General features: G+C 61.4%; 17 protein-coding genes. All 17 read left to right on the plus strand.

From position 1 onward, the window contains the following. The first annotated feature begins 4 nt into the window (after positions 1 to 4). The gene (clpX, locus tag I8J29_RS14710) at positions 5 to 1,261 is read left to right on the plus strand and encodes an ATP-dependent protease ATP-binding subunit ClpX (protein WP_090641727.1); all 1,257 of its coding nucleotides are present in this window, start codon (positions 5 to 7) and stop codon (positions 1,259 to 1,261) included. A gap of 100 nt (positions 1,262 to 1,361) precedes the next feature. Then, complete coding sequence (gene ispG / locus I8J29_RS14715) at positions 1,362 to 2,483, plus strand: flavodoxin-dependent (E)-4-hydroxy-3-methylbut-2-enyl-diphosphate synthase (protein ID WP_090641726.1); 1,122 nt, start codon at positions 1,362 to 1,364, stop codon at positions 2,481 to 2,483. 144 nt (positions 2,484 to 2,627) lie between these two features. Next, positions 2,628 to 4,334, plus strand: coding sequence for an ATP-dependent protease LonB (gene lonB / locus I8J29_RS14720; RefSeq protein WP_208848328.1), 1,707 nt, complete (start codon positions 2,628 to 2,630; stop codon positions 4,332 to 4,334). 87 nt (positions 4,335 to 4,421) lie between these two features. Further along, positions 4,422 to 6,776: an endopeptidase La gene (gene lon, locus I8J29_RS14725; RefSeq protein ID WP_208848329.1), complete on the plus strand. Its 2,355-nt coding sequence runs from the start codon at positions 4,422 to 4,424 to the stop codon at positions 6,774 to 6,776. Positions 6,777 to 6,804: 28 nt separating this feature from the next. After that, positions 6,805 to 7,434, plus strand: a complete 630-nt coding sequence (yihA, locus tag I8J29_RS14730; protein WP_208848330.1) for a ribosome biogenesis GTP-binding protein YihA/YsxC — start codon at positions 6,805 to 6,807, stop codon at positions 7,432 to 7,434. 168 nt (positions 7,435 to 7,602) lie between these two features. Then, entirely contained in the window at positions 7,603 to 8,193 is a 591-nt protein-coding gene (locus I8J29_RS14735; protein ID WP_208848331.1) for a non-ribosomal peptide synthetase module, read from the plus strand. Between the two features lie 334 nt (positions 8,194 to 8,527). Next, positions 8,528 to 8,926, plus strand: coding sequence for an adenosylmethionine decarboxylase (speD, locus tag I8J29_RS14740; protein ID WP_208848332.1), 399 nt, complete (start codon positions 8,528 to 8,530; stop codon positions 8,924 to 8,926). Between the two features lie 172 nt (positions 8,927 to 9,098). Next, positions 9,099 to 10,478 carry a glutamyl-tRNA reductase gene (gene hemA / locus I8J29_RS14745; RefSeq protein WP_208848333.1) on the plus strand — a complete coding sequence of 460 codons (1,380 nt, stop codon included), beginning with the start codon at positions 9,099 to 9,101 and terminating at the stop codon, positions 10,476 to 10,478. Between the two features lie 33 nt (positions 10,479 to 10,511). Then, on the plus strand, positions 10,512 to 11,330 hold the full coding sequence (gene ccsA / locus I8J29_RS14750) for a cytochrome c biogenesis protein CcsA (protein ID WP_208848334.1): 819 nt from the start codon (positions 10,512 to 10,514) through the stop codon (positions 11,328 to 11,330). Between the two features lie 39 nt (positions 11,331 to 11,369). After that, on the plus strand, positions 11,370 to 12,038 hold the full coding sequence (locus I8J29_RS14755) for a precorrin-2 dehydrogenase/sirohydrochlorin ferrochelatase family protein (RefSeq protein ID WP_208848335.1): 669 nt from the start codon (positions 11,370 to 11,372) through the stop codon (positions 12,036 to 12,038). A gap of 4 nt (positions 12,039 to 12,042) precedes the next feature. After that, the gene (gene hemC, locus I8J29_RS14760) at positions 12,043 to 13,008 is read left to right on the plus strand and encodes a hydroxymethylbilane synthase (protein ID WP_208848336.1); all 966 of its coding nucleotides are present in this window, start codon (positions 12,043 to 12,045) and stop codon (positions 13,006 to 13,008) included. Further along, the gene (gene cobA / locus I8J29_RS14765; RefSeq protein WP_208848337.1) at positions 13,005 to 14,576 is read left to right on the plus strand and encodes a uroporphyrinogen-III C-methyltransferase; all 1,572 of its coding nucleotides are present in this window, start codon (positions 13,005 to 13,007) and stop codon (positions 14,574 to 14,576) included. Before hemC ends, cobA begins: the two co-directional genes overlap by 4 nt. Positions 14,577 to 14,590: 14 nt before the next feature. Beyond that, positions 14,591 to 15,586 (plus strand): porphobilinogen synthase, encoded by a 996-nt coding sequence (gene hemB, locus I8J29_RS14770; protein ID WP_208848338.1) that lies wholly within the window; start codon positions 14,591 to 14,593, stop codon positions 15,584 to 15,586. A gap of 63 nt (positions 15,587 to 15,649) precedes the next feature. Beyond that, positions 15,650 to 16,951 (plus strand): glutamate-1-semialdehyde 2,1-aminomutase, encoded by a 1,302-nt coding sequence (gene hemL / locus I8J29_RS14775; RefSeq protein ID WP_208848339.1) that lies wholly within the window; start codon positions 15,650 to 15,652, stop codon positions 16,949 to 16,951. 63 nt (positions 16,952 to 17,014) lie between these two features. Then, complete coding sequence (locus I8J29_RS14780) at positions 17,015 to 18,004, plus strand: RluA family pseudouridine synthase (RefSeq protein WP_240546205.1); 990 nt, start codon at positions 17,015 to 17,017, stop codon at positions 18,002 to 18,004. A 158-nt stretch (positions 18,005 to 18,162) separates the two neighbouring features. Continuing rightward, the gene (locus I8J29_RS14785; protein WP_208848340.1) at positions 18,163 to 19,650 is read left to right on the plus strand and encodes a LysM peptidoglycan-binding domain-containing protein; all 1,488 of its coding nucleotides are present in this window, start codon (positions 18,163 to 18,165) and stop codon (positions 19,648 to 19,650) included. Positions 19,651 to 20,184: 534 nt separating this feature from the next. Further along, entirely contained in the window at positions 20,185 to 22,845 is a 2,661-nt protein-coding gene (locus I8J29_RS14790) for a valine--tRNA ligase (RefSeq protein WP_240546206.1), read from the plus strand. Positions 22,846 to 22,849: the final 4 nt, after the last annotated feature.

Below are 22,849 nucleotides of genomic sequence, written 5' to 3' on the forward strand. Positions count from 1 at the left end.
ATCCATGTTTAAATTCAACGACGAAAAAGGCCAATTGAAATGCTCGTTCTGCGGCAAGTCGCAGGATCAAGTGCGCAAGCTCGTGGCCGGACCGGGCGTTTATATATGCGATGAATGCATCGAACTGTGCACCGAAATCGTCGAGGAAGAGCTCGGCCATGAGGAAGAGCTCGATCTGAAGGACATTCCGAAGCCGCGCGACATCCGCAACATTTTGGATTCGTACGTCATCGGCCAGGAGCAGGCGAAAAAATCGCTCTCCGTCGCGGTGTATAACCATTACAAGCGCGTGAATTCGCAGAACAAGCTGGAAGACGTCGAGCTTCAGAAGAGCAACATTTTGCTCGTCGGCCCGACGGGCTCCGGCAAGACGCTGCTCGCGCAGACGATGGCGAAGATCCTGAACGTTCCGTTCGCGATCGCGGACGCCACCTCGCTTACCGAAGCGGGCTACGTGGGCGAGGACGTCGAGAACATCCTGCTGAAGCTCATCCAAGCAGCCGACTACGACGTAGAGAAAGCCGAACGCGGCATTATCTACATCGACGAAATCGATAAAGTGGCGCGCAAATCGGAGAACCCTTCGATTACGCGCGACGTGTCGGGCGAAGGCGTGCAGCAGGCGCTGCTCAAGATCCTCGAAGGCACGGTCGCATCCGTTCCGCCGCAAGGCGGGCGCAAGCATCCGCATCAAGAATTCATCCAGATCGACACGACGAACATCCTGTTCATTTGCGGCGGGGCGTTCGACGGTTTGGAGCAGCTGATCAAACGCCGGATCGGCAAAAAAGTGATCGGGTTCAACGCGTCCGGCGACGGACAGAAGGACCTGAAAGCAGGCGAATACCTGTCGATGGTACTGCCGGAGGACTTGCTGAAATTCGGGCTCATCCCGGAATTCGTCGGCCGTCTACCGGTCATCTCGACGCTGGAGCCGCTTGACGAAGGCGCGCTTGTCCGCATTCTCTCCGAGCCGAAAAACGCGCTCGTGAAGCAGTATCAGAAGCTGCTCGAGATGGACAACGTGAAGCTGGAGTTCGAGATGGGCGCGCTCGAGGCGATCGCCAAGGAAGCGATCAAGCGCAATACCGGCGCCCGCGGACTTCGCGCGATCATCGAGGGCTTGATGCTCGACGTGATGTACGAAGTGCCGTCGCGCGACGACGTCAGCAACTGCCTGATCACGGAGAAGGTCGTGCAGGACCGGATCATGCCGGAGCTGGTGTCCAAGAAGGGCAAGAAGAAGGAAGAAAGCGCCTGATCCACTAAATAACACTTCAAACGTTTCCACCTCTGCCTGCCGCTGTTTTTGCGCGGTTTGCAGGGGTGGAACTTTGACGTTCATGGGAGAGGTTACCACTATGTATTTGCGCAAGGATACGGTTCCGGTCAAAGTCGGTCCGCTGACGATCGGCGGCAGCGACGAGGTCATCATCCAGAGCATGTGCACGACGAAGACGGCGGACGTCGAAGCGACCGTCGCCGAGATTTTGCGTCTTGAGGAAGCCGGCTGCCAAATCGTCCGCGTTACCGTCAACAACAAGGAAGCGGCCGAAGCGATCAAGGAAATCAAGAAACGGATTCATATCCCGCTCGTCGCGGACATTCATTTCGATTACCGGCTGGCGCTGGCCGCCATCGAGAACGGCGTCGACAAGGTGCGGATCAACCCGGGCAATATCGGCCGCCGCGAGAAAGTCGAAGCGGTCGTCAAGGCGTGCAAGGAAAGGAACATTCCGATCCGGATCGGCGTCAACGCCGGCTCGCTGGAGAATCACCTGCTCGAGAAGTACGGCTACCCGACGCCCGAAGCGATGGTCGAGAGCGCGCTCTTCCATATCGGCATCCTGGAGGAGCTGGATTTCCACGACATCATCGTCTCGCTGAAAGCGTCCGACGTGCCGATGGCCATCGCGGCTTACCGCATGGCGGCCGAACAAATCCGTTATCCGCTGCATCTGGGGATTACGGAAGCGGGGACGCTGCATTCCGGCACGATCAAGAGCTCCGCGGGCATCGGCGCGCTGCTTGCCATGGGGATCGGCAATACGGTGCGCATCAGCCTGAGCGCCGACCCGGTCGAGGAAGTGAAGGTTGCGCGCGAACTGCTGAAGACGTTCGGTCTGATCACGAACGCCGCGACGCTCGTGTCCTGCCCGACCTGCGGGCGCCTCGACATCGACCTCTTCTCGATCGCCAACGAAGTCGAGGACTACATCAGCAAGATTAAAGTGCCGATCAAAGTATCGGTGCTGGGCTGCGCGGTTAACGGTCCGGGCGAAGCGCGCGAAGCCGACATCGGCATCGCGGGCGCGCGCGGCGAAGGCATGCTCTTCCGGTACGGGGAAATGATCCGGAAGGTGCCGGAATCCGAGATGCTGGCCGAGCTGAAGAAGGAAATCGACGAAATCGTCCGCGTCTTCGAAGCGACGGGCGAAATCCCCGGCCGCAAGCATCATCCGGGAGCGCAAGTAGGCGTCTAACCATCAAACTTTAGTGCAATAGCGCGATTATTCCATCCGGCCGGGGGCAATACTGAACAGTATACGCCCTGTAGAGGCCGGATTTTTTTAGGTACGGGAAGAACGGCAGAGCTGTCCTTTCTGTAACGGGAGGAGTAAACGCATATGAGTTTAAGTGTGGTTCTGATGTTCATTCAAGTGTTTTTCGCGATCGTGATCGGCTTGTATTTCTGGAACTTGCTGCGCAATCAGAAGACGAATCGGACGGCGGTCGACCGGGAGTCGCGCAAGGAGATGGATAAGCTGCGCAAGCTGCGCTCCGTGTCGCTGACGAAGCCGTTGTCGGAGAAGACGCGCCCGCAGACGATCAACGACATCGTCGGCCAACGGGACGGCCTGCGCGCGCTGAAGGCCGCGCTGTGCAGCGCCAATCCGCAGCATGTCATCATATACGGACCTCCGGGCGTCGGCAAGACGGCCGCGGCGCGCGTCGTTCTGGAGGAAGCGAAGAAGAATCCGTCCTCCCCGTTTTTGGCGGACGCCAAGTTTACCGAGATCGACGCGACGACCGCCCGATTCGACGAGCGCGGCATCGCGGATCCGTTGATCGGCTCCGTGCACGACCCGATTTACCAAGGCGCCGGCGCGATGGGCGTGGCGGGCATTCCGCAGCCGAAGCCGGGCGCCGTGACGAAAGCGCACGGAGGCATGCTGTTTATCGATGAAATCGGCGAATTGCATCCGATCCAGATGAATAAATTGTTAAAAGTACTGGAAGACCGCAAGGTGTATTTGGAGAGCGCGTACTACAATTCGGAAGACACGAACATTCCGATGTACATTCACGATATTTTTCAGAACGGGCTGCCCGCGGATTTCCGGCTGGTCGGCGCCACGACGCGTTCGCCGCAAGAGCTGCCGCCGGCGCTTCGTTCCCGCTGCATGGAGATTTATTTCCGTCCGCTCCTGCCGGACGAAATTTCGGAAATCGCGGTCAACGCGCTCAAGAAGATCGGCCTGCCGCCGTCGCAGGAGGCGGTCGACGTCGTGACGCGCTACGCGACGAACGGCCGCGAAGCGGTCAACGTCATCCAGCTCGCCGCCGGCTTGGCGCTGTCGGAGAAGCGGGATTCGATCACGGCGGCGGACGTGGAATGGGTCGTCAACAGCAGCCAAATCCCGCCGCGTCCGGACCGGAAAGTGCCGGCTTCGCCGCAGGTCGGTTTCGTGAACGGCCTTGCGGTGTATGGTCCTAATATGGGCACTTTGCTGGAAATCGAGGTCAGCGCGATCGCGGCGCGTCCCGGCAAAGGCGTCTATACCATCACGGGGGTCGTGGACGAGGAGGAGCTCGGAGGCGGCAGCAGCCGGACGCTCCGGCGCAAAAGCATGGCGAAGGGCTCGATCGAGAACGTGCTGACCGTGCTGCGGCGGATGGGCATGAAGCCGGAAAACTACGACCTGCATATCAACTTCCCGGGCGGCACGCCGATCGACGGACCTTCCGCGGGCATCGCGATGGCAACGGCGATCGCCTCCGCGATCAAAGGCGAGCCGATCACCAACAAGCTGGCCATGACCGGCGAGATGGGCATCCACGGCAACGTGAAGCCGGTCGGCGGCGTGCTGGCGAAGGTAGAGGCGGCTTTCCAGGCGGGCGCCGACACCGTTATCATTCCGCGGGAGAACTGGCAGGCGATTTTCGCGGATCTTCAGGGCGTCCGGGTCATCCCGGTCGACCATGTCGAAGAGGTATTCCGTCATGTGTTCGGGGCGGAATACATGGAGACGCCGGCATCGGCGCCGGTCCAATCCGCCGACGTGTTCATCGCGACGGGGCTGCCTTATTTGCAGGCGGATTCCGTAGAGTGATAAAATGGAGAAAGGCTTCAAGATTGAAGCCCGAGGTTTTCGGTCACGATAGGGTGAACGCGAATCGTCAACGACGGAGGTGCTGGAATGGGACCTGCTAAATGGAAAGGTCGTCGATTGCCCCTGCTTCCCTTAAGGGGGCTTCTTGTATATCCTAGCATGGTGCTGCATTTGGACGTAGGCCGGGAGAAATCCGTGCGCGCGCTCGACCGGGCCATGCTGGACGATCATATGATCCTGCTTTGTTCCCAATCGGAAGTGAACATCGAAGAACCTTCCCAAGAGGACATTTACCGCGTAGGCACGGTGGCGAGAGTGCGCCAGATGCTGAAGCTGCCGAACGGCACGATCCGGGTTCTGGTGGAGGGGGTCGTGCGCGCCGAAATCGTCGACTATTTGCCGAACGACGATTTCTATGAAGTCACGATCCGCGAGCTGCCGGAGTCGGAGTCGACGGACCCCGAGATCGACGCGCTCATGCGCACGGTGCTGACTCAGTTCGAGCACTATATCAACCTGTCCAAGAAAGTGACGCCCGAGACGCTGGCCGCGGTATCGGACATCGACGAGCCCGGCCGGCTCGCGGACGTCATTTCGAGCCATCTGTCGCTCAAGATCAAAGACAAGCAGGACATTCTGGAGACCGTCGACGTGCGCGAACGGCTGGAACGGCTGCTGGATATTTTGAACAACGAGCGCGAGGTGCTGGAGCTGGAGCGCAAAATCAGCCAGCGCGTCAAGAAGCAGATGGAGAAGACCCAGAAGGAATACTATCTCCGCGAACAAATGAAAGCCATCCAGAAGGAACTCGGGGAGAAAGAAGGACGAGCCGGAGAAGTCGAAGAGCTCCGTACCCAAATGGCCGAATCCGGCATTCCGGAGAAGGTCCGGGAGAAGGTCGAGAAGGAAATCGACCGGCTGGAAAAAATGCCGTCCACGTCGGCCGAAGGCGGCGTCATCCGCAATTATATCGATTGGTTACTTACCCTTCCTTGGAGCAAGCAGACCGAGGACGACCTGGACGTGAACAAAGCCGAGGAGATTCTGAACGAGGATCATTACGGTCTCGAGAAGCCGAAGGAGCGCGTGCTGGAATATTTGGCGGTCCAGCAGCTGGTCAAGAAGCTGAAAGGCCCGATCCTGTGCCTCGTCGGCCCTCCGGGCGTCGGCAAGACGTCCATGGCGCGGTCGATCGCGAAGTCGCTCGGCCGGCAGTTCGTCCGCATCTCGCTCGGCGGCGTGCGCGATGAAGCGGAAATCCGCGGCCACCGCCGCACGTACGTCGGCGCGATGCCGGGCCGCATCATCCAAGGCATGAAGACGGCGGGTTCGCTCAATCCGGTCTTCCTGCTGGACGAAATCGACAAGATGGCGATGGATTTCCGCGGCGATCCGGCTTCCGCGCTGCTCGAGGTGCTGGATCCGGAGCAGAACAACACGTTCAGCGACCACTTCATCGAAGTGCCGTTCGACCTGTCCAAGGTCATGTTCGTCACGACCGCGAACGCCATCCACAACATTCCGCGTCCGCTGCTCGACCGGATGGAGGTGCTCTACATTCCGGGCTACACCGAGCTGGAGAAGCTGCAAATCGCCTCCCGCTACCTGCTGCCGAAGCAGAAGAAGGAGCACGGGCTCGAGGAGGACCAGATGCGGATGGGAGACGCCAGCCTGCTGCAGGTCATCCGCGAGTATACCCGCGAAGCGGGCGTCCGCAACCTGGAGCAGCAGATCGCGGCGATTTGCCGGAAGGCGGCGAGAGCGATCGTATCCGAGGGCGGCGGAGAGCCGATCGACGTCGATTCCGCGAAGGTGAAGGAATGGCTCGGGCCCGCGAAGTTCCGTTACGGCACGGCGGAGATCGAGAATCAGGTCGGCGCGGTAACCGGCCTTGCGTGGACGGAAGTCGGCGGCGACACGCTGATCATCGAAGTGACCGTGCTGCCGGGCAGCGGCAAGCTCACCCTCACGGGCAAGCTGGGAGACGTCATGAAGGAATCGGCGCAGGCCGCCTTCAGCTACACGCGCTCCCGCGCGAACGAGCTCGGCATCGATCCGCAGTTCCACGAGAAGAACGACATACACATCCATATTCCGGAAGGCGCCATTCCGAAGGACGGACCGTCCGCGGGCATCACGATGGCGACGGCGCTCATCTCGGCGCTCACGAACCGCTACGTGAACAAGGAAGTGGCGATGACCGGCGAGATCACGCTGCGCGGCCGCGTCCTGCCAATCGGCGGCCTGAAGGAGAAATCCCTCGCCGCGCACCGCGCGGGCATCAAGAAGGTGCTGCTGCCGAAGGACAACGAGCGCGATCTCCGCGACATTCCGGACAGCATCAAAGCCGACATGGAATTCGTGCCGGTCGGGACGATGGACGAAGTGCTGTCCCATGCCTTGACCGGCCAGGAAGCGCCGGCGCCGGTCGAGACGCATTAGCAAGCAAGAGAAAGCAGGTTATTCATTCGTGAAAATATCGAACGTGGAATTCGTCATCAGCGCTGTAAGGCCGAATCAATACCCCGACGACGCCTTGCCGGAGTTCGCTCTGGCAGGGCGCTCCAATGTCGGCAAGTCGTCGCTTATCAACCGCATGATCAACCGCAAGGGCTTGGCGCGCACGAGCTCGCAGCCGGGCAAGACCCAACAGCTGAATTACTATCGCGTCAACGACCGCGTGTATTTGGTCGATTTTCCCGGCTACGGTTATGCCAAGGTGTCCAAGGTGCAGCGTCAGCAGTTCGGCGAGATGATCGAGACGTACTTAAGCGAGCGGGAGCCGCTCAAGATGGTGCTGCACATCATCGATATCCGGCACGCGCCGTCGAAGGACGACGTCCTGATGTACGATTGGCTGAAGCATTACGGCATCCCGGTTTGCGTCGTCACGACGAAGGCGGACAAGATTCCGAAGAGCCAGTGGCCGAAGCACGTCAAGATCGTCAAGGAGGCGCTCGGCTTCCGTCCGACGGACCGCCACGTGCTGTTCTCGTCCGAGACGGGACTCGGCCGCGACGAGCTGTGGGCCGTCATGGAAGGGATGATCGCGGAAAGCGAGGAAGAAGCGGCAGAAACCGAAGAAGTTTCGATCGAATAGCGAGGATTACGCATAAAAGCGCGGACTCATTGTAAAATCTCCTTCATTTTTCTGAAATATGCGAGAATATCGCGGCTGGGCGGCAGGAATAAAAGACCTCGATCGGTTATAATATACCTAAGTAGTGGATTTACAAATGCGTTACTTTAAAGAATTGAGGAGATTTTTATGGCTCAGCGGATAGCCACCGAGTATGTGAGTGCTTCTCTGCAATTAACGGCTGAAGAGATGGCGGGATTTGTCCGGTTTTTCGAAGACCAGCATGTCAAGCATCAAGTGCGGGTATTGGATAACGGCAATCACGAGATGGTTCTCGAGGACGACGCAGGACGAGAAGAGGTCCGCTTAACTTTCGAGCGTCAGCAAGACCGGTTTGTCAGCTTGCTTTCCTGCCGCATCATGCATCCCAAATTGACGAATGCCATGCGCAAGGCCGTAGCGGCGTTCCGTGGCGATGCGATCGTCAACCGCATTTATCCGACCTATACGATGACCTATCACTACGTGCAAGGCAATGTTCGCAAAATTGTTGAACACAAAAACAATGAAGCGAGAGTGATTTTTGAGTTCAAGGACACGATCGGCCAGCTGGAAGCGGCGTTTCGGGTCATGGACATCGAACATGAAATCCAAGTTGTGCAAGGCGCGATCGACCAGCTGTTGGATCTGCGCAATCAATGCAGCGATCGTGCGCAAATCGCCCTTATCGACGAGCGTTTGACTTCTTATACCAGGCAGCTGTTCATGATGGAAGCGTGAACGGCGAGCCTGAAGCACACCGGAAAAGCCGCAGCGATTGCGGCTTTTTTTGTGCTTTCGGGCGGGTTGGACGAACACAGAATCGAAGCGCGCGACATACGTTTATAATTGGAGTTCGCGCCACGTCCATCGTTCGGTTTTCGCCCAAAAAAAACTGTTGCATTTCTCGGCGATAGATGGTATTTTTATTTTCGTTGCAATGAACTATTAGGAACCAGGATTCACTCAGGACATGGTAATGTTGCGAGAGGAAAGTCCCTCGGGCAGTGAATGACGTAGGTCCTAGCGGATGAAATTACAAAACATTTTATTCCTAGGAAGGGGGAACCGAAAGATGGAATACTCAACTTTCGGAAGACACGTTGCGGTTGATACTTGGGGTGTAGATTTTGACCTGCTGAACAACTCGGAGTTTTTACAAGCCCAAATGGTAGAGGCGGCCGAAGCATGCGGCGCTACCGTATTGTCCGTGCAAGCCAAACAATTTGAACCACAAGGCGCAACGGTGCTCGTACTGCTGTCTGAAAGTCATCTTTCCATTCACACGTATCCTGAGAGAGGGTTCGCCGCTCTTGACTGTTATACCTGTGGAGAAACGGTTGATCCGCAGCTCGCGATCGACTACATGATGTCCGTGTTGAAGCCGAAAGTCACGCATGCGAAGAAGCTGGTTCGCGGCATGGGCGAACTTCAAGTCATGGAAGCCGACATGAAGCAAGCGGAGCTTGTGTAACGTTAATAATGATGAAAAAACGCAAGGCTGCGGATGCGCTCCGCAGCCTTTTTGTATGCCGTGAAAACGGCTGACGCTATTTCAAACAATTTTCATAATTGCAGGGGTACGGCTTGTCGAACTGTGCTATACTAAGTGATGGAAATCAAGAAAGAAGGGCAGGTGAACGCACATGCACATTATCGTAGTCGGACTTAATTATCGGACGGCTCCAGTCGAGGTGAGGGAACGGTTTACGTTCGCGGAACGGGACCTGCCCGAAGCTTTGAAACAACTGCAGCAGACCAAGAGCATCATGGAATGTGTCATCGTCGCGACCTGTAACCGTACGGAACTATACGCCGTCGTAGATCGTCCGCATCTGTGCGGCCACTATATTCGCAGCTTCATGGAGAAATGGTTCGGCACGCCGAGACAGCAGTTCACCTCGGATTTATATATGTACGAAGACGAACGCGCGATCGAGCATCTGTTCCGCGTAACCTGCGGGTTGGATTCCATGGTCATCGGAGAGACGCAAATTCTGGGCCAAGTGAAGAGCGCCTTCCTGCTGGCGCAGGAACAGAAGACGACGGGAACCCTGTTTAATTCGATCTTCAAGCAAGCGGTGACGCTGGCGAAGAAGGCGCACTCGGACACGGCGATCGGGGAAGCGGCCGTCTCGGTCAGCTACGCGGCGGTCGAGCTCGGCAAGCGGATCTTCGGGCAGTTCGGTGGCAAGACGGTCATGATCGTCGGCGCGGGCAAGATGAGCGAGCTGACGGCCAAGCATCTGTACGCCAGCGGCGCGCAGCGCGTCTTCGTCGTGAACCGCACATACGACCGCGCGGTTCAGCTCGCGGACAAGTTCAACGGCACGCCGCTGAACATGCAGGATGCCGTGGCGCGTCTGCACGAGGCGGACATTGTCATCAGCTCGACGGGCTCCGAAGGTTTCGTGCTGAAACGCGAGCAGGTCGAGTTGGCGATGCGCAGACGGAAGTCGCGCCCGCTGTTCATGATCGACATCGCGGTTCCGCGGGACTTGGATCCCGCCATCGCCGCCGTCGAGAACGTCTTCCTGTACGATATCGACGACCTGGAAGGGATCGTCGAGAGCAACCTGGAGCAGCGCCGTCAGGAAGCCGCGAAGATCGAAACGCTGATCGCGGCCGAGATCGAGGCGTTTCGCCAATGGTACAAGACGCTCGGCGTCGCGCCGCTCATTCAGGCGCTGCAGACGAAAGCGTCGGCGATCCACGCCGAAACGATGGACAGCCTCGCGAACAAGCTTCCGGATCTTAGCGACCGCGAGCTCAAAATCATTCAAAAGCTGACGAAGAGCATCGTAAACCAAATGATGCACGATCCGATCCTGCGCATCAAGGAAATGGCCGGCGAGAAGCAGGCCGATCAAGCGATGGACATGTTCGTGAAATTATTCGCGCTCGAAGAGGAAGTCGAGCAGGCCGAGCGCAAGGTCGAGACCGCGAAAGCGTCCGTCCGTACGGAAGCGGCGCAAGCCAAAGAATCCATGGCCAAGCTGGGCGCGGGTCCGGTACCGGCATTTTGACCTCATTCAGCCTGGCGGTTTGCGGAGGCGGCTATGGTTACACATAATTGGTTCTATGATGGTATACTTTATGTTTACGCCCTGAGCCTCCTGTTTTACTTCTCGGATTTCGTCGATCGAAACCGGCAAGCGAAACAAGCGGGAACAGGGCTGCTTATTTTCGTCTGGGTGCTGCAGACGGGATTTCTCGTCTATCGCATCATATCTCATCTGGATATGACGCTCTTGACGCTGTTTGAATATTTGCTGATTTTTTCATGGCTGCTCGTCACGGTATCGCTCGCGATGAGCCGGTTTTTCCGAATGGAATTCATCGTCTTCTTCGTTAACGTCATCGGGTTCGCGGTCCTTACGCTGAATTTGTTCCGGATCGGGTCGGGGACTTCGCTGGCCCGGTGGGAGCTGGCCCACGACATGCTGATCGTGCATATCGTCCTGATGATTCTCGCGTATACGGCGTTCACGTTCAGCGCGATCTTCTCCGGCATGTACCTGTTTCTCTTCGCCCGGCTGAAAGGCAAACAGTGGACCAAGCGGATGCAGCGGCTGCCCAGCCTGGATGTGGCGGACCGGTTTATGTTCCGCGTGTCTTTGATCGGGACTCCGCTTCTGATGCTCTCGCTGTCGATCGCGGTGACGTCCATCCTGGTCGAAGGGCGGTACGGTCTGCTCCTCGACTGGAAGGTGCTGACGTCCTTCATCGCGCTCGGCCTGTATATCTGGAACGTGATGAAGCATCAATGGTTCGACGGGACGGGCTGGAAGTTCGCGCGCTTCAATCTGATTAGCTACGCGGTGCTGCTCCTGAACGTATTCATGAATCAAGCGTCGAATTTTCACGGCTGGTCGTAGTTCGGCCGCGCCGGCGATAATGCGGGGGAGGCGACGGCGATGGCGGCGTATTATCCGATGATGATGGATCTGACCGGCCGGCGATGCGTCGTGGTCGGCGGCGGTCCCGTGGCCGAACGGAAAACGCTCGGCCTGCTGGATGGCGGCGCCGGCGAACTGATCGTGGTGGCACCCCGGGTGACGGCCAAGCTCGAGGAGCTGGCCGTTTCCGGGTCTATTGCGCTGGAACGAAGGGAATATATGGAGAGTGACGCGGACGGCGCGTTTCTGCTTTTCGCGGCCACGGACGACCGGCTGCTGAACGGCCGGGTCGCGGCCGACGCGGCGCGCCTCGGCGCGCTCGTCAATACGGCGGATGCCGGCGGCGAAGGAGACTTCGCGACCCCGGCGGCTGTTCGCCGGGGCGAGCTGGTGATTGCCGTGACGACGGGCGGCGCGAGCCCCGTGCTCGCGGCGCTGCTGAGGCGCCGGCTTGCCGGGCAGTACGGGCCGGCGTTCGAAGCGAGCGTCGGCCGCCTGCACGAGCTGCGTCTGCTGGCGCAAACCGGAATCGCGGACGCGGGGCTGCGGTCGGCCGTGCTGCGGCTCGCGGCGGAACAAACGATGCGCGAGGCGGAAAGCCTTCCCGCGGACGGGGAAGCGAACGCCGGGGAAACGATCGAACAATGGATGAGCAGGCTGCGGGATGCGGCCGAGAGGGGACGGTAGGACAATGACATATATCGTAGACGGACGCCGGGTAATCGTCGTCGGCACGCGGCAAAGCGCGCTCGCGCTGACCCAAACCGGGCAAGTCATCGACCAATTGAAAGCGCTGTGCGCGGAGCACGGGCTGCCGTACGCGTTTGAAATCCGTAAAATCGTAACGAAGGGCGACCGGATCCTCGACGTGACGCTATCCAAGGTAGGCGGCAAAGGGCTGTTCGTCAAGGAAATCGAGCAAGCGCTGTTCGACGGCGAGATTGATCTGGCCGTACATAGCATGAAGGACATGCCGTACGAGCTGCCGGAAGGGTTGGTGAACGGCGCGGTGCCGAAGCGCGTCGATCCGCGCGACTGCCTGATCACCGGCGGCGGCGCGGCCTTCGAAGAGCTGCCGGCGGGCGCGAAGGTCGGCACGAGCAGCCTGCGGCGCTCCAGCCAGCTACTGCATGCGCGGCCCGATTTGGTCATCGAGTCCGTTCGCGGCAATATCGACTCCCGCATCAAGAAGCTCGAGACGGAAGGCTTCGACGCCATCGTGCTGGCCGCGGCCGGCATGCAGCGGATGGGCTGGGAAGGCAAAATTTCGTCCTTCCTGTCCGAGGAGCTGTGCGTGCCGGCCGTCGGCCAAGGCGCGCTCGGCATCGAGTGCCGCGAGGACGACGCCGACGTGCGCGCGCTGCTGGCGCTGCTGAACGACGAAGAGACGGCCTTGACCGTCGCCGCGGAGCGCAGCTTCCTCGGGGAGTTGAACGGCGGCTGCCAAATTCCGATCGGCGCGCATGCCAAGTTGGTTCGGTCCGGCGGCGAGGGCGCGCCGGTGCTTGAGCTGACGGGCATCGTCGGCTCGCCGGACGGCAGCGTGCTGCTGAAGGAGACGGTTCGCGGGGAAGATCCCGCCGCGCTCGGCGTGGAAGCCGCGAATCGATTGAAAGCCAAAGGAGCAGACCGCATACTGGCGGACGTGAGGGGATGATCGATTTGCTGACGGGGAAAGGCAAAGGAAAGGTCTACCTGGTGGGAGCGGGTCCCGGCGACCCGAAGCTGATTACGGTTCGAGGCTTGGAATGCATCAAGTCGTGCGATGTGATCGTGTATGATCGGCTCGCGAGTCCGCGGCTGCTTCGCCATCTGAAGCCGGGCGCGGAGAAGGTGTACGTGGGCAAGCTGCCCGACCGCCATACGATGAAGCAGGAGGACATCAACCGGCTGCTCGTCGATCTGGCGTTGGAAGGCAAAGTCGTCACCCGCCTGAAGGGCGGCGATCCGACGATTTTCGGCCGCGTCGGCGAGGAAGCGGAGCTGCTTCGGAAGCATGACGTCGAGTTCGAGATCGTGCCGGGCATCACCTCCGCGATCGCCGTGCCGGCATACGCGGGCATTCCGGTCACGCACCGCGATTTGGCCTCGTCCGTGTCGATCGTGACGGGACACGAAAGTCCAGACAAGCTCGACCATTCCATCCATTGGGACAAGGTGACGCACGCCACCGGCACGCTCGTCTTCCTAATGGGCGTCGCCAAGGTCGGGTACATCGCCGAGCAGCTGATCAAGCACGGCAAGCCGGCCGATACGCCCGTCGCGCTCGTCCGCTGGGGCACGCGCGTCGAACAGCGGACCGTGACCGGGACCCTCGAGACGATCGAGGCGGTCGTGAAGGCGGCGGATTTCAAGCCGCCGGCAGTCATCGTCGTCGGCGACGTCGTGCTGCAGCGCGAGAAGTTGAACTGGTACGAGCGCAAGCCGTTGTTCGGCACGCGCGTGCTCGTGACGCGGGCGCGCGCGCAGAGCAGCGAGCTGAGCGACCGCATCGAGGAGCTCGGGGGCGAACCGTGCGAATTTCCCGTCATCGAGACGAGACGGCCGGCGGATCCTTCGGCGGTCGCCGCGGTCGAAGCCGCGCTCGGCGAGGCCGAGCAGTACGACTGGCTCATGTTTACGAGTGTGAACGGCGTCGACTACTTCTTCGACTGGCTGAAGTCGCTGTCGATCGACATCAGGCGGTTTCACCGCGCGCGCGTCGCGGCGGTCGGGCCGAAGACGGCGGAGGCGCTCGAGCGGCGCGGCCTGCTCGTCGACGCGCTGCCGGTGAAGTTCCAGGCCGACGACCTGCTCGCCAGCCTGGAGGAGCGGCTGCGGCCGGGACAGCGCGTGCTGCTCCCGCGCGGCGATCTGGCCCGCGAGGTGCTGCCCCGCGAGCTGAGAGCCAAAGGCCTGCACCCCGTCGAAATCGACGTTTACGAGACGATCATCGCGCAGGACCAGGACGAGGAAGCGCTGGAGCACCTGCGCAGCGGCAACGTGCACGTCGTGACGTTTGCCAGCTCCTCCACGGTGACGAACCTGCTGGAAGTGCTGCGGCGGATGGGCGTAGAACGGCCGTTGGAGCTGCTGAAGGGCGTCGACATCGCCTGCATCGGCCCGGTCACGGCCCAAACCGCGGCCGAGGCCGGATTAACCGTTACGATACAACCCGAAGACGCGACGATCGACGGGCTCATCGCGGCCATCGCGGAGTCCCGCCTCGCGCGCGCTACGATATAGGAGGCGTTTGAACCATGGCATTTCCGATTACCAGACATCGCCGGCTGCGAAGAACCGCGGCCATGCGCAGCATCGTCCGCGAGACGCGTCTCAGCGTCGACGATTTCATCTATCCGCTCTTCGTGACCCACGGCGAGAACGTGAAAACCGAGATTTCCTCGATGCCCGGCGTGTATCAGCTCTCGATCGATCTGCTGAAGGCCGAAATCGACGCCGTCGCGGCGTCCGGCATCCAAGCGGTGCTGCTGTTCGGCTTGCCGGCCACCAAGGACGCGATCGGCACGTCGGCGTTCGAAGACGACGGCATCGTGCAGCAGGCGACGCGCGCGATCAAAGAATGGGCGCCGAACCTGCTCGTCGTCGCGGACACGTGCTTGTGCGAATTCACGGATCACGGCCACTGCGGCATGATCCATCATGATCCCCGCACCGGCAACGCCGAGGTCGACAACGACGCTTCGCTCGAGCTGCTCGTCAAGACGGCGGTATCGCAAGCGAAAGCGGGCGCGGACATCATCGCGCCGTCGAACATGATGGACGGCTTCGTCGGCGCGATCCGCGAAGGACTGGACGCGGCGGGCTTCGAGATGGTGCCGATCATGTCCTACTCCGTGAAGTACGCGTCGGCGTACTACGGACCATTCCGCGAAGCCGCGCAATCCGCGCCGCAATTCGGCGACCGCAAGTCGTACCAGATGGATCCCGCGAACGTCCGCGAGGCGCTGCGCGAAGCGGAATCCGACGTGCTCGAAGGGGCGGACATGCTGATGGTCAAGCCGGCGCTGGCGTACATGGACGTCATCCGCCTAATGAAGGAGCAGTACGACCTGCCGCTCGTGGCGTATAACGTCAGCGCGGAGTATTCGATGGTCAAAGCGGCGGCGGCGAACGGCTGGATCGACGAACGCGCGATCGTGCTGGAGACGCTGACGGGCATGAAGCGCGCCGGCGCGGATCTGATTATTACCTACCATGCGCTCGACGCCGCACGCTGGCTGAAGGGCGAATAGGCCGGCTAGCGGCGGAACGGCCGCCAGGCAGCCGACAATTTTCGAGACAGGCAGGTGTCTATCATGATTGATAAAAACCGCAAACGGTCCGACGAACGGTCCAAGGCCGCGTTCGCGCAAGCCAAGACGGTCATCCCGGGCGGCGTCAATTCCCCGGTCCGTGCGTTCAAATCCGTCGGCCTCACGCCCGTTTACATGGAGCGCGGGGAAGGGTACCGGGTGTTTGACATCGACGGCAACAGCTATATCGACTACGTGGGATCCTGGGGGCCGCTCATTATGGGCCATGCCCACCCGGCGGTCATCGAAGCGGTGAAGGCGACGGCGGAGAAAGGAACGAGCTTCGGCGCGCCGACGGAATTGGAGACGCGCATGGCGGAGCTCGTCTGCGAGCGCGTGCCGTCCGTCGAGGTGGTGCGGATGGTCAACTCCGGCACGGAAGCGACCATGAGCGCGCTGCGGCTTGCGCGCGGCTATACGAAGCGCAGCAAGATTTTGAAATTCGAAGGTTCGTACCACGGCCATGCCGACAGCCTGCTGATCAAGGCAGGCTCCGGCGTCGCGACGCTGGGGCTGCCGGACAGCCCGGGCGTGCCGGAGAGCGTCGCTTCCCATACGGTCACGGTGCCGTATAACGACCTGGAGTCCGTCAAGTTCGCGTTCGAGCGGTTCGGCGAGGAGATCGCCTGCGTCATCGTCGAGCCCGTTGCCGGGAACATGGGCGTCGTGCCGCCGCTGCCGGGCTTTCTGGAGGGGCTGCGCGACGTGACGACGCAGTACGGCAGCCTGCTCATCTTCGACGAAGTCATGACCGGCTTCCGCGTGCATTATCATTGCGCGCAAGGCTTGTACGGCATTACGCCGGACCTGACCTGCCTCGGCAAAGTCATCGGCGGCGGCCTGCCCGTCGGCGCGTACGGCGGCAAGCGCGAAATCATGGAAATGATGGCGCCGAGCGGTCCGATCTACCAGGCGGGCACGCTGTCCGGCAACCCGCTCGCGATGGCGGCCGGCTACACGACGCTCAGCCTGCTGACGCCGGAGACGTACGAACGGCTGGAGCGGATGGCCGTCCGCCTGCAGCTGGGCTTCGAGGCGAACGCCGAGCGGCACGGCGTCGCGAGCACGATCAACCGCGTCGGTTCGATGGTGTGCCCGTTCTTCACGGAGACGCACGTCATCAACTACGAGACGGCTAAAACCGCCGATTTGGAACGGTTCAAGGCGTATTTCGGCGCCATGCTCGATCTGGGCGTGAGCATCGCGCCGTCGCAGTTCGAAGGCATGTTCGTCTCGGGCGTCCACGACGAAGCGGCGATCGACGCGACGATCGAGGCGCACGACGAAGCGCTTCGCAGGCTGTAACGAATTCGAGCATCAGACAAGATCGCATAACCGAACTTAACGGGAGAAGGAGCGTGACCGATTTTGGATCACCCCGCACTGCCTTACGAACGGAACGGAGAATGGCTGGCGCTGTCCGCGGCGCGGCTATCCGCGTTCGCGAAAGCCGCAGGCGGCGCCGTTTCTCCGATCGAAGCCGGGAGCCATCCGCATCATGTGCGGCAATGGCTGCTGGCTCTTGGTTTATTTCCGGAGAAATGGCTCGGCCGCTTGTTCTCCGTCGGCGGCATCCGCATGGACGGCGACCGCATCCTGCTGCGGGCGTTCTTGCCCGGCGACCCGGCGCGGGACGCCGCATTTCGCTTGGCGCAGGAGGCGCCGTCGGATGCCGCGGCTGCTCCGGCTTCGGACGCGGCTCGCGCGCTGTATGCCGACGATTGGTGCCTCGTCATGGACAAGCCCGCCGGCATGCCGGTGCACGCGTCCGCGCCGGGTCAGCGGGGCACGCTCGACGAAGCGGCCGTCCGCGCGGGATGGACGTCCGGCGAGCTGCAGCCGGCGAAGCATATTCACCGGCTGGACGACGACACGGCCGGCCCGGTGCTGTACGCGCGCAACGAGCTGGCGCAGCTGCGGCTGGACGCGGCGATGCGCGGCAAGGCGATCGGCCGGCAGTACGCCGCCATCGTGCACGGCGTGCCGAAGCGCCGGAGCGGCACCGTGGACGCGCCGATCGGCAAGGACCGCCACCAGCCGTCCAGGCGCCGCGTCGCGCCCGGCGGCGACCAGGCGGTCACGCATTACGAGACGCTGGAAGTCTACAGGGACGCCGCGCTCGTCCGGTTGTGGCTGGAGACGGGCCGGACGCATCAAATCCGCGTCCATATGAGCCATCTCGGCCACCCGCTCGTCGGCGACGCGCTGTACGGCGGACGCGACGCCAAGCTGCGGCATCAGGCGCTGCGCGGCGAAGAGCTCCGCTTCGCGCATCCGTGGAGCGGCGAAGCCGTCGCGCTGACGTCTCCGGAGCCGCCGTGGTTCGCCGAAGCGCGTCGCCGATTGGCTTCCCTGTGAAAATCGTAGTCATGCCTGCCCACCTCCGGCCATATAGATAAATAGGCAAGAACCATTCGAAATATAAGCAAAGCGTAAGGAAACTTAGGCTTTCTTGTATTTGCAGTGCAGAAAGCTGCAGCCTAGCTTGTGTAGGAGGGGAAAGGAGGACGACTAGCGTGCCAAGCCAGTCAAACGGTTTGCGATTCGATATTTACGAACGGGTACATCTGCCCGACGAAGTGGCGGCGATCGACGAGCTGGACGAAATCGAGCTCGTGCCCCGCATCGGCATCGTGCAGCAAGAGGAGCAGGTATTGCTGAAGGGGCATTTGCTGCTGACGGGGGTGTACCGGTCGGAGGAACAGCCGCTGTCGGAACAATCGCTGGAGCACTGGATCCCGGTCGAAATCACGCTGCCGTTGAACCGCATTCACCGTCTGGACGACATCTCCGTCGAAATCGATAATTTCGACGTGGACGTGTTGTCCACGCGGACGCTCAACATTACGGGCGTGCTGTCGTTGTTCGGCATCGAAATCGAGCAGTCGAACCCGCAGGGGGAATGGCAGCGGGAAGAGCCGTACACGGTCGTGCACAGCCGCGAGGAAGATGAAATTCCGTTTACGTCGTCGCCGTTCTTCGCGCAGCAGCCGCAGTTTTGGCAGCCGGAGCAGCGGCGCGAAGCGGCGGAGGACGAGGCGCTTCGTTACGCGTCGTTCCAGTCCGAGGCGGAGGAAGCCCGGGAAGCGCTGGCGCGCGCGGCGATCGCGAGGGAGCAGGAGCTGCTCGAGGCCGCTCGCCTAGAAGAAGCCCGTCAGGAAGAAGCCCGTCAGGAAGAAGCCCGTCAGGAAGAAGCACGCCAGGAAGAAGCGCGCCAAGAGGCGGCCCGTCAGGAGGCCGCGCAGCTTGAAGCGGCTCGCGAGGAGACTGCCCGTCAGGAGGAAGCGCGTCAGGAGGCGGCCCGCCGGGAGGCCGAGCAGTTCGAAGCCGTCCGCCGGGAAGCCGCGCTGCGGGAAGCCGCCCGCCAAGAGGCGGAACGTCAGGAAGCCGCCCAAGAAGCCGAACGCGCCGAAGCATTCCGGCCGGAGGAGGCGGAGGTACCGGCCGAAGCCGCCGCGCCTCCGTCATGGCAGTCGCCTTCGGTTGCGGACGCGTCCGCCCCGGCGGAAGAGCCGGCCGTCCTCGTTCAAGCAGAAGCCGAACCGGCGATTCGCCAGCCTGCCCCGCCGGCCGCGTCGGATCCGTTCGGAGAAGTGTCCGTGCCGGAGGCCGAGGCGGAGCCGAAGCCGCTGCGCGTCGCGTTCTCCGGCAAGCCCGCGGAGGAGGAGGCGGCCCAGCAGGGCGCCGGCAACGTCAGCTTCCGGTCGCTGCTGCAGTCCAGCCGGCGCGAGCAGGAGGCGAAGGCGGCCGCGGAACAGCACGCGGAGCGCGAAGCCGAGCAAAGCCGCAAATCCTCGGGCGACGAGATCGAGTGGAAGAACCTGTTCTTCGGCCGTCCGAACGACGATAACGCGTTCCGCAAGGTGCGCATCTGCATCGTCCAGCGCGAGGAGACGCTCGACGTCATCGCCGGACGGTACCAGCTGCAGCCCCGGGAGCTGGCCCTGTACAATCGGCTGAGCGACCAGAGCGTCAGCGAAGGGCAAGTCCTGTATATTCCATAACCGCGCATTCGCGCGAAGCCCGCCGGGAAAGCCTCCAAGAGGTTTTCCCGGCGGGCTTTTTGGCGTATAGGGCACCGTCTCCAACTTCTTCCAGTAATTGGGCCGGGGGATTGCCCGGGCGGGATTGACGTTTTCCAAGAAAAACGTGTATGATAGAAAAAATAGGGCAATAATTGAGATAAATGAAACGACATGGATGGGGAAGAGTGGCAGAAAGTCCTTCAGAGAGCGGAACCGCTTGCGCTGCGAGGTTCCGCAGGAACGAGACTGCGACGGGTCGCCCCGGAGTCGCCGGAACGAAGCGAAGCGATTCGTCTAGTTGCGGCCGGCCGCAGCCGTTATCTGCAACGAGTTGTCGAACCGGCGCCTGGCGCCGCTTCGGAACAAAGGTGGTACCGCGGAAGCCAAAACCTTTCGTCCTTTGCTATAAGGGCGGAAGGTTTATTTTTTTGTCTCATGGATGGGCGATCGCGACCGGCGGCGCGGCACGCGCCGAACCCGGACGAGGACATAACGATGGAGGTAGGATTTGACATGTCGCAAAAATTGACGATGACCGAAATGCCGACGACCTATGACCCGAAGGCCGCGGAAACCAAATGGTATCCGTACTGGATGGATGGCAAGTATTTTGAAGCGGGCAAACGCCCGGACGCGAAGCCGTACACGATCGTGATTCCGCCGCCGAACGTCACCGGCATGCTGCACATCGGGCACGCGCTCGATTTCACGCTGCAGGATATTTTGATCCGCACCAAGCGGATGCAGGGCTACGACGCGCTCTGGCTGCCGGGCGCGGACCATGCCGGCATCGCCACGCAGACGAAGGTCGAGCAGAAGCTGCGCGAGGAAGGGCAGTCGCGCTACGACCTGGGCCGCGAGAAGTTTCTCGAGAAGGTTTGGGAGTGGAAGGACAGCTACGCCGCGACGATTCACGAGCAATGGGCGAAGATGGGCTTCTCTCTCGACTATTCGCGCGAGCGCTTCACGCTCGACGAAGGCCTCTCCCGCGCCGTTCGCGAAGTGTTCGTCCGGCTTTACGAGAAGGGCCTGATCTACCGCGGCAAAAAAATCATCAACTGGGATCCGGCGGCCCGCACGGCGCTCTCGGACATCGAAGTCGAGCATAAAGAAGTGAACGGCCATCTGTACCACCTGCAGTACCCGCTGAAGAACGGGTCCGGCCATATCACCGTCGCGACGACGCGGCCGGAGACGATGCTCGGCGATACGGCGGTCGCGGTCCATCCCGAAGACGAGCGCTACAAGCATCTGATCGGCGAGCTGATCGTGCTGCCGGTCATCGGCCGCGAAATTCCGATCATCGCCGACGAGTACGTCGAGAAGGAGTTCGGCTCCGGCGCGGTCAAAATCACCCCGGCGCACGACCCGAACGACTTCGAGGTCGGCCTGCGCCATCAACTGCCGCAAATCGTCGTCATGGACGAAAGCGGCACGATGAACGCGGAAGCCGGCCCGTACAACGGCCTCGACCGCGCGGAATGCCGCAAGCGGATCGTTGCCGACCTGCAGGCGAGCGGCGTCTGCGTCAAGATCGAAGACCACGTGCACCAGGTCGGCCACAGCGAGCGCAGCGGCGCCGTCGTCGAGCCGTACCTGTCGACGCAATGGTTCGTCGACATGAAGCCGCTGGCCGAAGCGGCGATCGAAGCGCAGCGCGGCGGCAAGGGCGTCAACTTCGTGCCGGAGCGGTTCGAACGCACGTATTTGCAGTGGATCGAGAACGTCCGCGACTGGTGCATCTCCCGTCAGCTCTGGTGGGGCCACCGCATCCCGGCCTGGTACTGCGACGCCTGCGGCGCGATGCACGTCGCCCTCGAGGATCAGTCGGCCTGCTCCGCGTGCGGCAGCGAAGCGCTCCGCCAGGACGAGGACGTGCTCGACACGTGGTTCAGCTCGGCGCTGTGGCCGTTCTCCACGCTCGGCTGGCCGGATCAGACGGATGACCTGAAACGGTTCTACCCGACGGACGTGCTCGTGACGGGCTACGACATCATTTATTTCTGGGTCGCGCGGATGATCTTCACGGCGCTCGAGTTCACGGGCGAAATTCCGTTCAAGGACGTCCTCATGCACGGCCTCGTCCGCGACGAGAACGGGAAGAAAATGTCCAAATCGCTTGGCAACGGCGTCGATCCGCTCGAGGTCATCGAGAAATACGGCGCCGACGCGATGCGGTACATGATTTCGACGAGCAGCACGCCGGGCCTTGACCTGCGCTTCCGGTGGGAGCGGGTCGAGCAGGCGCGCAATTTCGCCAACAAGATTTGGAACGCGTCGCGCTTCGCGCTCATGAACCTGGAAGGCATCTCGGCGGCGGACATCGACATCGACGTAAAGCTCGGCTCGGCCGACCGCTGGATTCTGCACCGCCTGAACGCGACGGTCGCCGACGCGACCCGCCTGATCGACGCCTACGATTTCGGCGAGACGGGCCGCGTGCTGTACAACTTCATCTGGGATGACCTGTGCGACTGGTACATCGAATTCGCGAAGCTGAGCCTGTACGGCCAAGACGCGGAAGCGAAGCGCGCGACGCAATCCGTGCTCGCCTACGTGCTTGACCGCACTCAGCGGCTCATTCATCCGTTCATGCCGTTCATCAGCGAAGAAATTTGGCAGCATCTGCCGCACGAAGGCGAGACGATCGCGCTCGCGCCGTGGCCGACGTACGATGCCGCGCTCGAGGCGCCGGACGCCGTCGCCGAAATGGAGCTGCTCATGGACCTGATCCGCGTCGTGCGCAACATCCGCGCCGAAGTGAACGTGCCGATGAGCAAGAAGATCGAGCTGCAGATCAAGCCGTCGAGCCCGGCGGAAGCGGGCATCCTCACCCGCAACGAAGAATTCGTCGTCCGTTTCTGCGGCACGTCCAAGCTGGAGATCAGCCTCGAGCTGGCGGCGCCCGACAAGGCGATGACGGCGATCGTGACGGGAGCGGAGCTGTATTTGCCGCTGGCCGGCCTCATCGACATCGAGCAGGAGATCCTCCGGCTGGAGAAGGAAATCCAGCACCTGGACGGCGAAGTGTCGCGCGTCGAGAAGAAGCTCGCGAACGCCGGCTTCGTGGCGAAGGCTCCGGCGAAAGTCATCGAGGAAGAAAAGGCGAAAATGGCCGACTATGCCGATAAGCGCGACAAAGTGAAGGCGCGCATCGCGGAATTGAGAGGTTGATCGA

This window comes from Paenibacillus artemisiicola, from assembly GCF_017652985.1.
GTDB classification, from domain to species: Bacteria; Bacillota; Bacilli; order Paenibacillales; family Paenibacillaceae; genus Paenibacillus_Z; species Paenibacillus_Z artemisiicola.

Coding starts and splice junctions, on each gene's coding strand:
- clpX (WP_090641727.1), top strand. CDS start 5: ATGTTTAAATTCAACGACGAAAAAGGCCAATTGAAATGCTCGTTCTGC.
- ispG (WP_090641726.1), top strand. CDS start 1,362: ATGTATTTGCGCAAGGATACGGTTCCGGTCAAAGTCGGTCCGCTGACG.
- lonB (WP_208848328.1), top strand. CDS start 2,628: ATGAGTTTAAGTGTGGTTCTGATGTTCATTCAAGTGTTTTTCGCGATC.
- lon (WP_208848329.1), top strand. CDS start 4,422: ATGGGACCTGCTAAATGGAAAGGTCGTCGATTGCCCCTGCTTCCCTTA.
- I8J29_RS14735 (WP_208848331.1), top strand. CDS start 7,603: ATGGCTCAGCGGATAGCCACCGAGTATGTGAGTGCTTCTCTGCAATTA.
- speD (WP_208848332.1), top strand. CDS start 8,528: ATGGAATACTCAACTTTCGGAAGACACGTTGCGGTTGATACTTGGGGT.
- hemA (WP_208848333.1), top strand. CDS start 9,099: ATGCACATTATCGTAGTCGGACTTAATTATCGGACGGCTCCAGTCGAG.
- ccsA (WP_208848334.1), top strand. CDS start 10,512: ATGGTTACACATAATTGGTTCTATGATGGTATACTTTATGTTTACGCC.
- I8J29_RS14755 (WP_208848335.1), top strand. CDS start 11,370: ATGGCGGCGTATTATCCGATGATGATGGATCTGACCGGCCGGCGATGC.
- hemC (WP_208848336.1), top strand. CDS start 12,043: ATGACATATATCGTAGACGGACGCCGGGTAATCGTCGTCGGCACGCGG.
- cobA (WP_208848337.1), top strand. CDS start 13,005: ATGATCGATTTGCTGACGGGGAAAGGCAAAGGAAAGGTCTACCTGGTG.
- hemB (WP_208848338.1), top strand. CDS start 14,591: ATGGCATTTCCGATTACCAGACATCGCCGGCTGCGAAGAACCGCGGCC.
- hemL (WP_208848339.1), top strand. CDS start 15,650: ATGATTGATAAAAACCGCAAACGGTCCGACGAACGGTCCAAGGCCGCG.
- I8J29_RS14790 (WP_240546206.1), top strand. CDS start 20,185: ATGTCGCAAAAATTGACGATGACCGAAATGCCGACGACCTATGACCCG.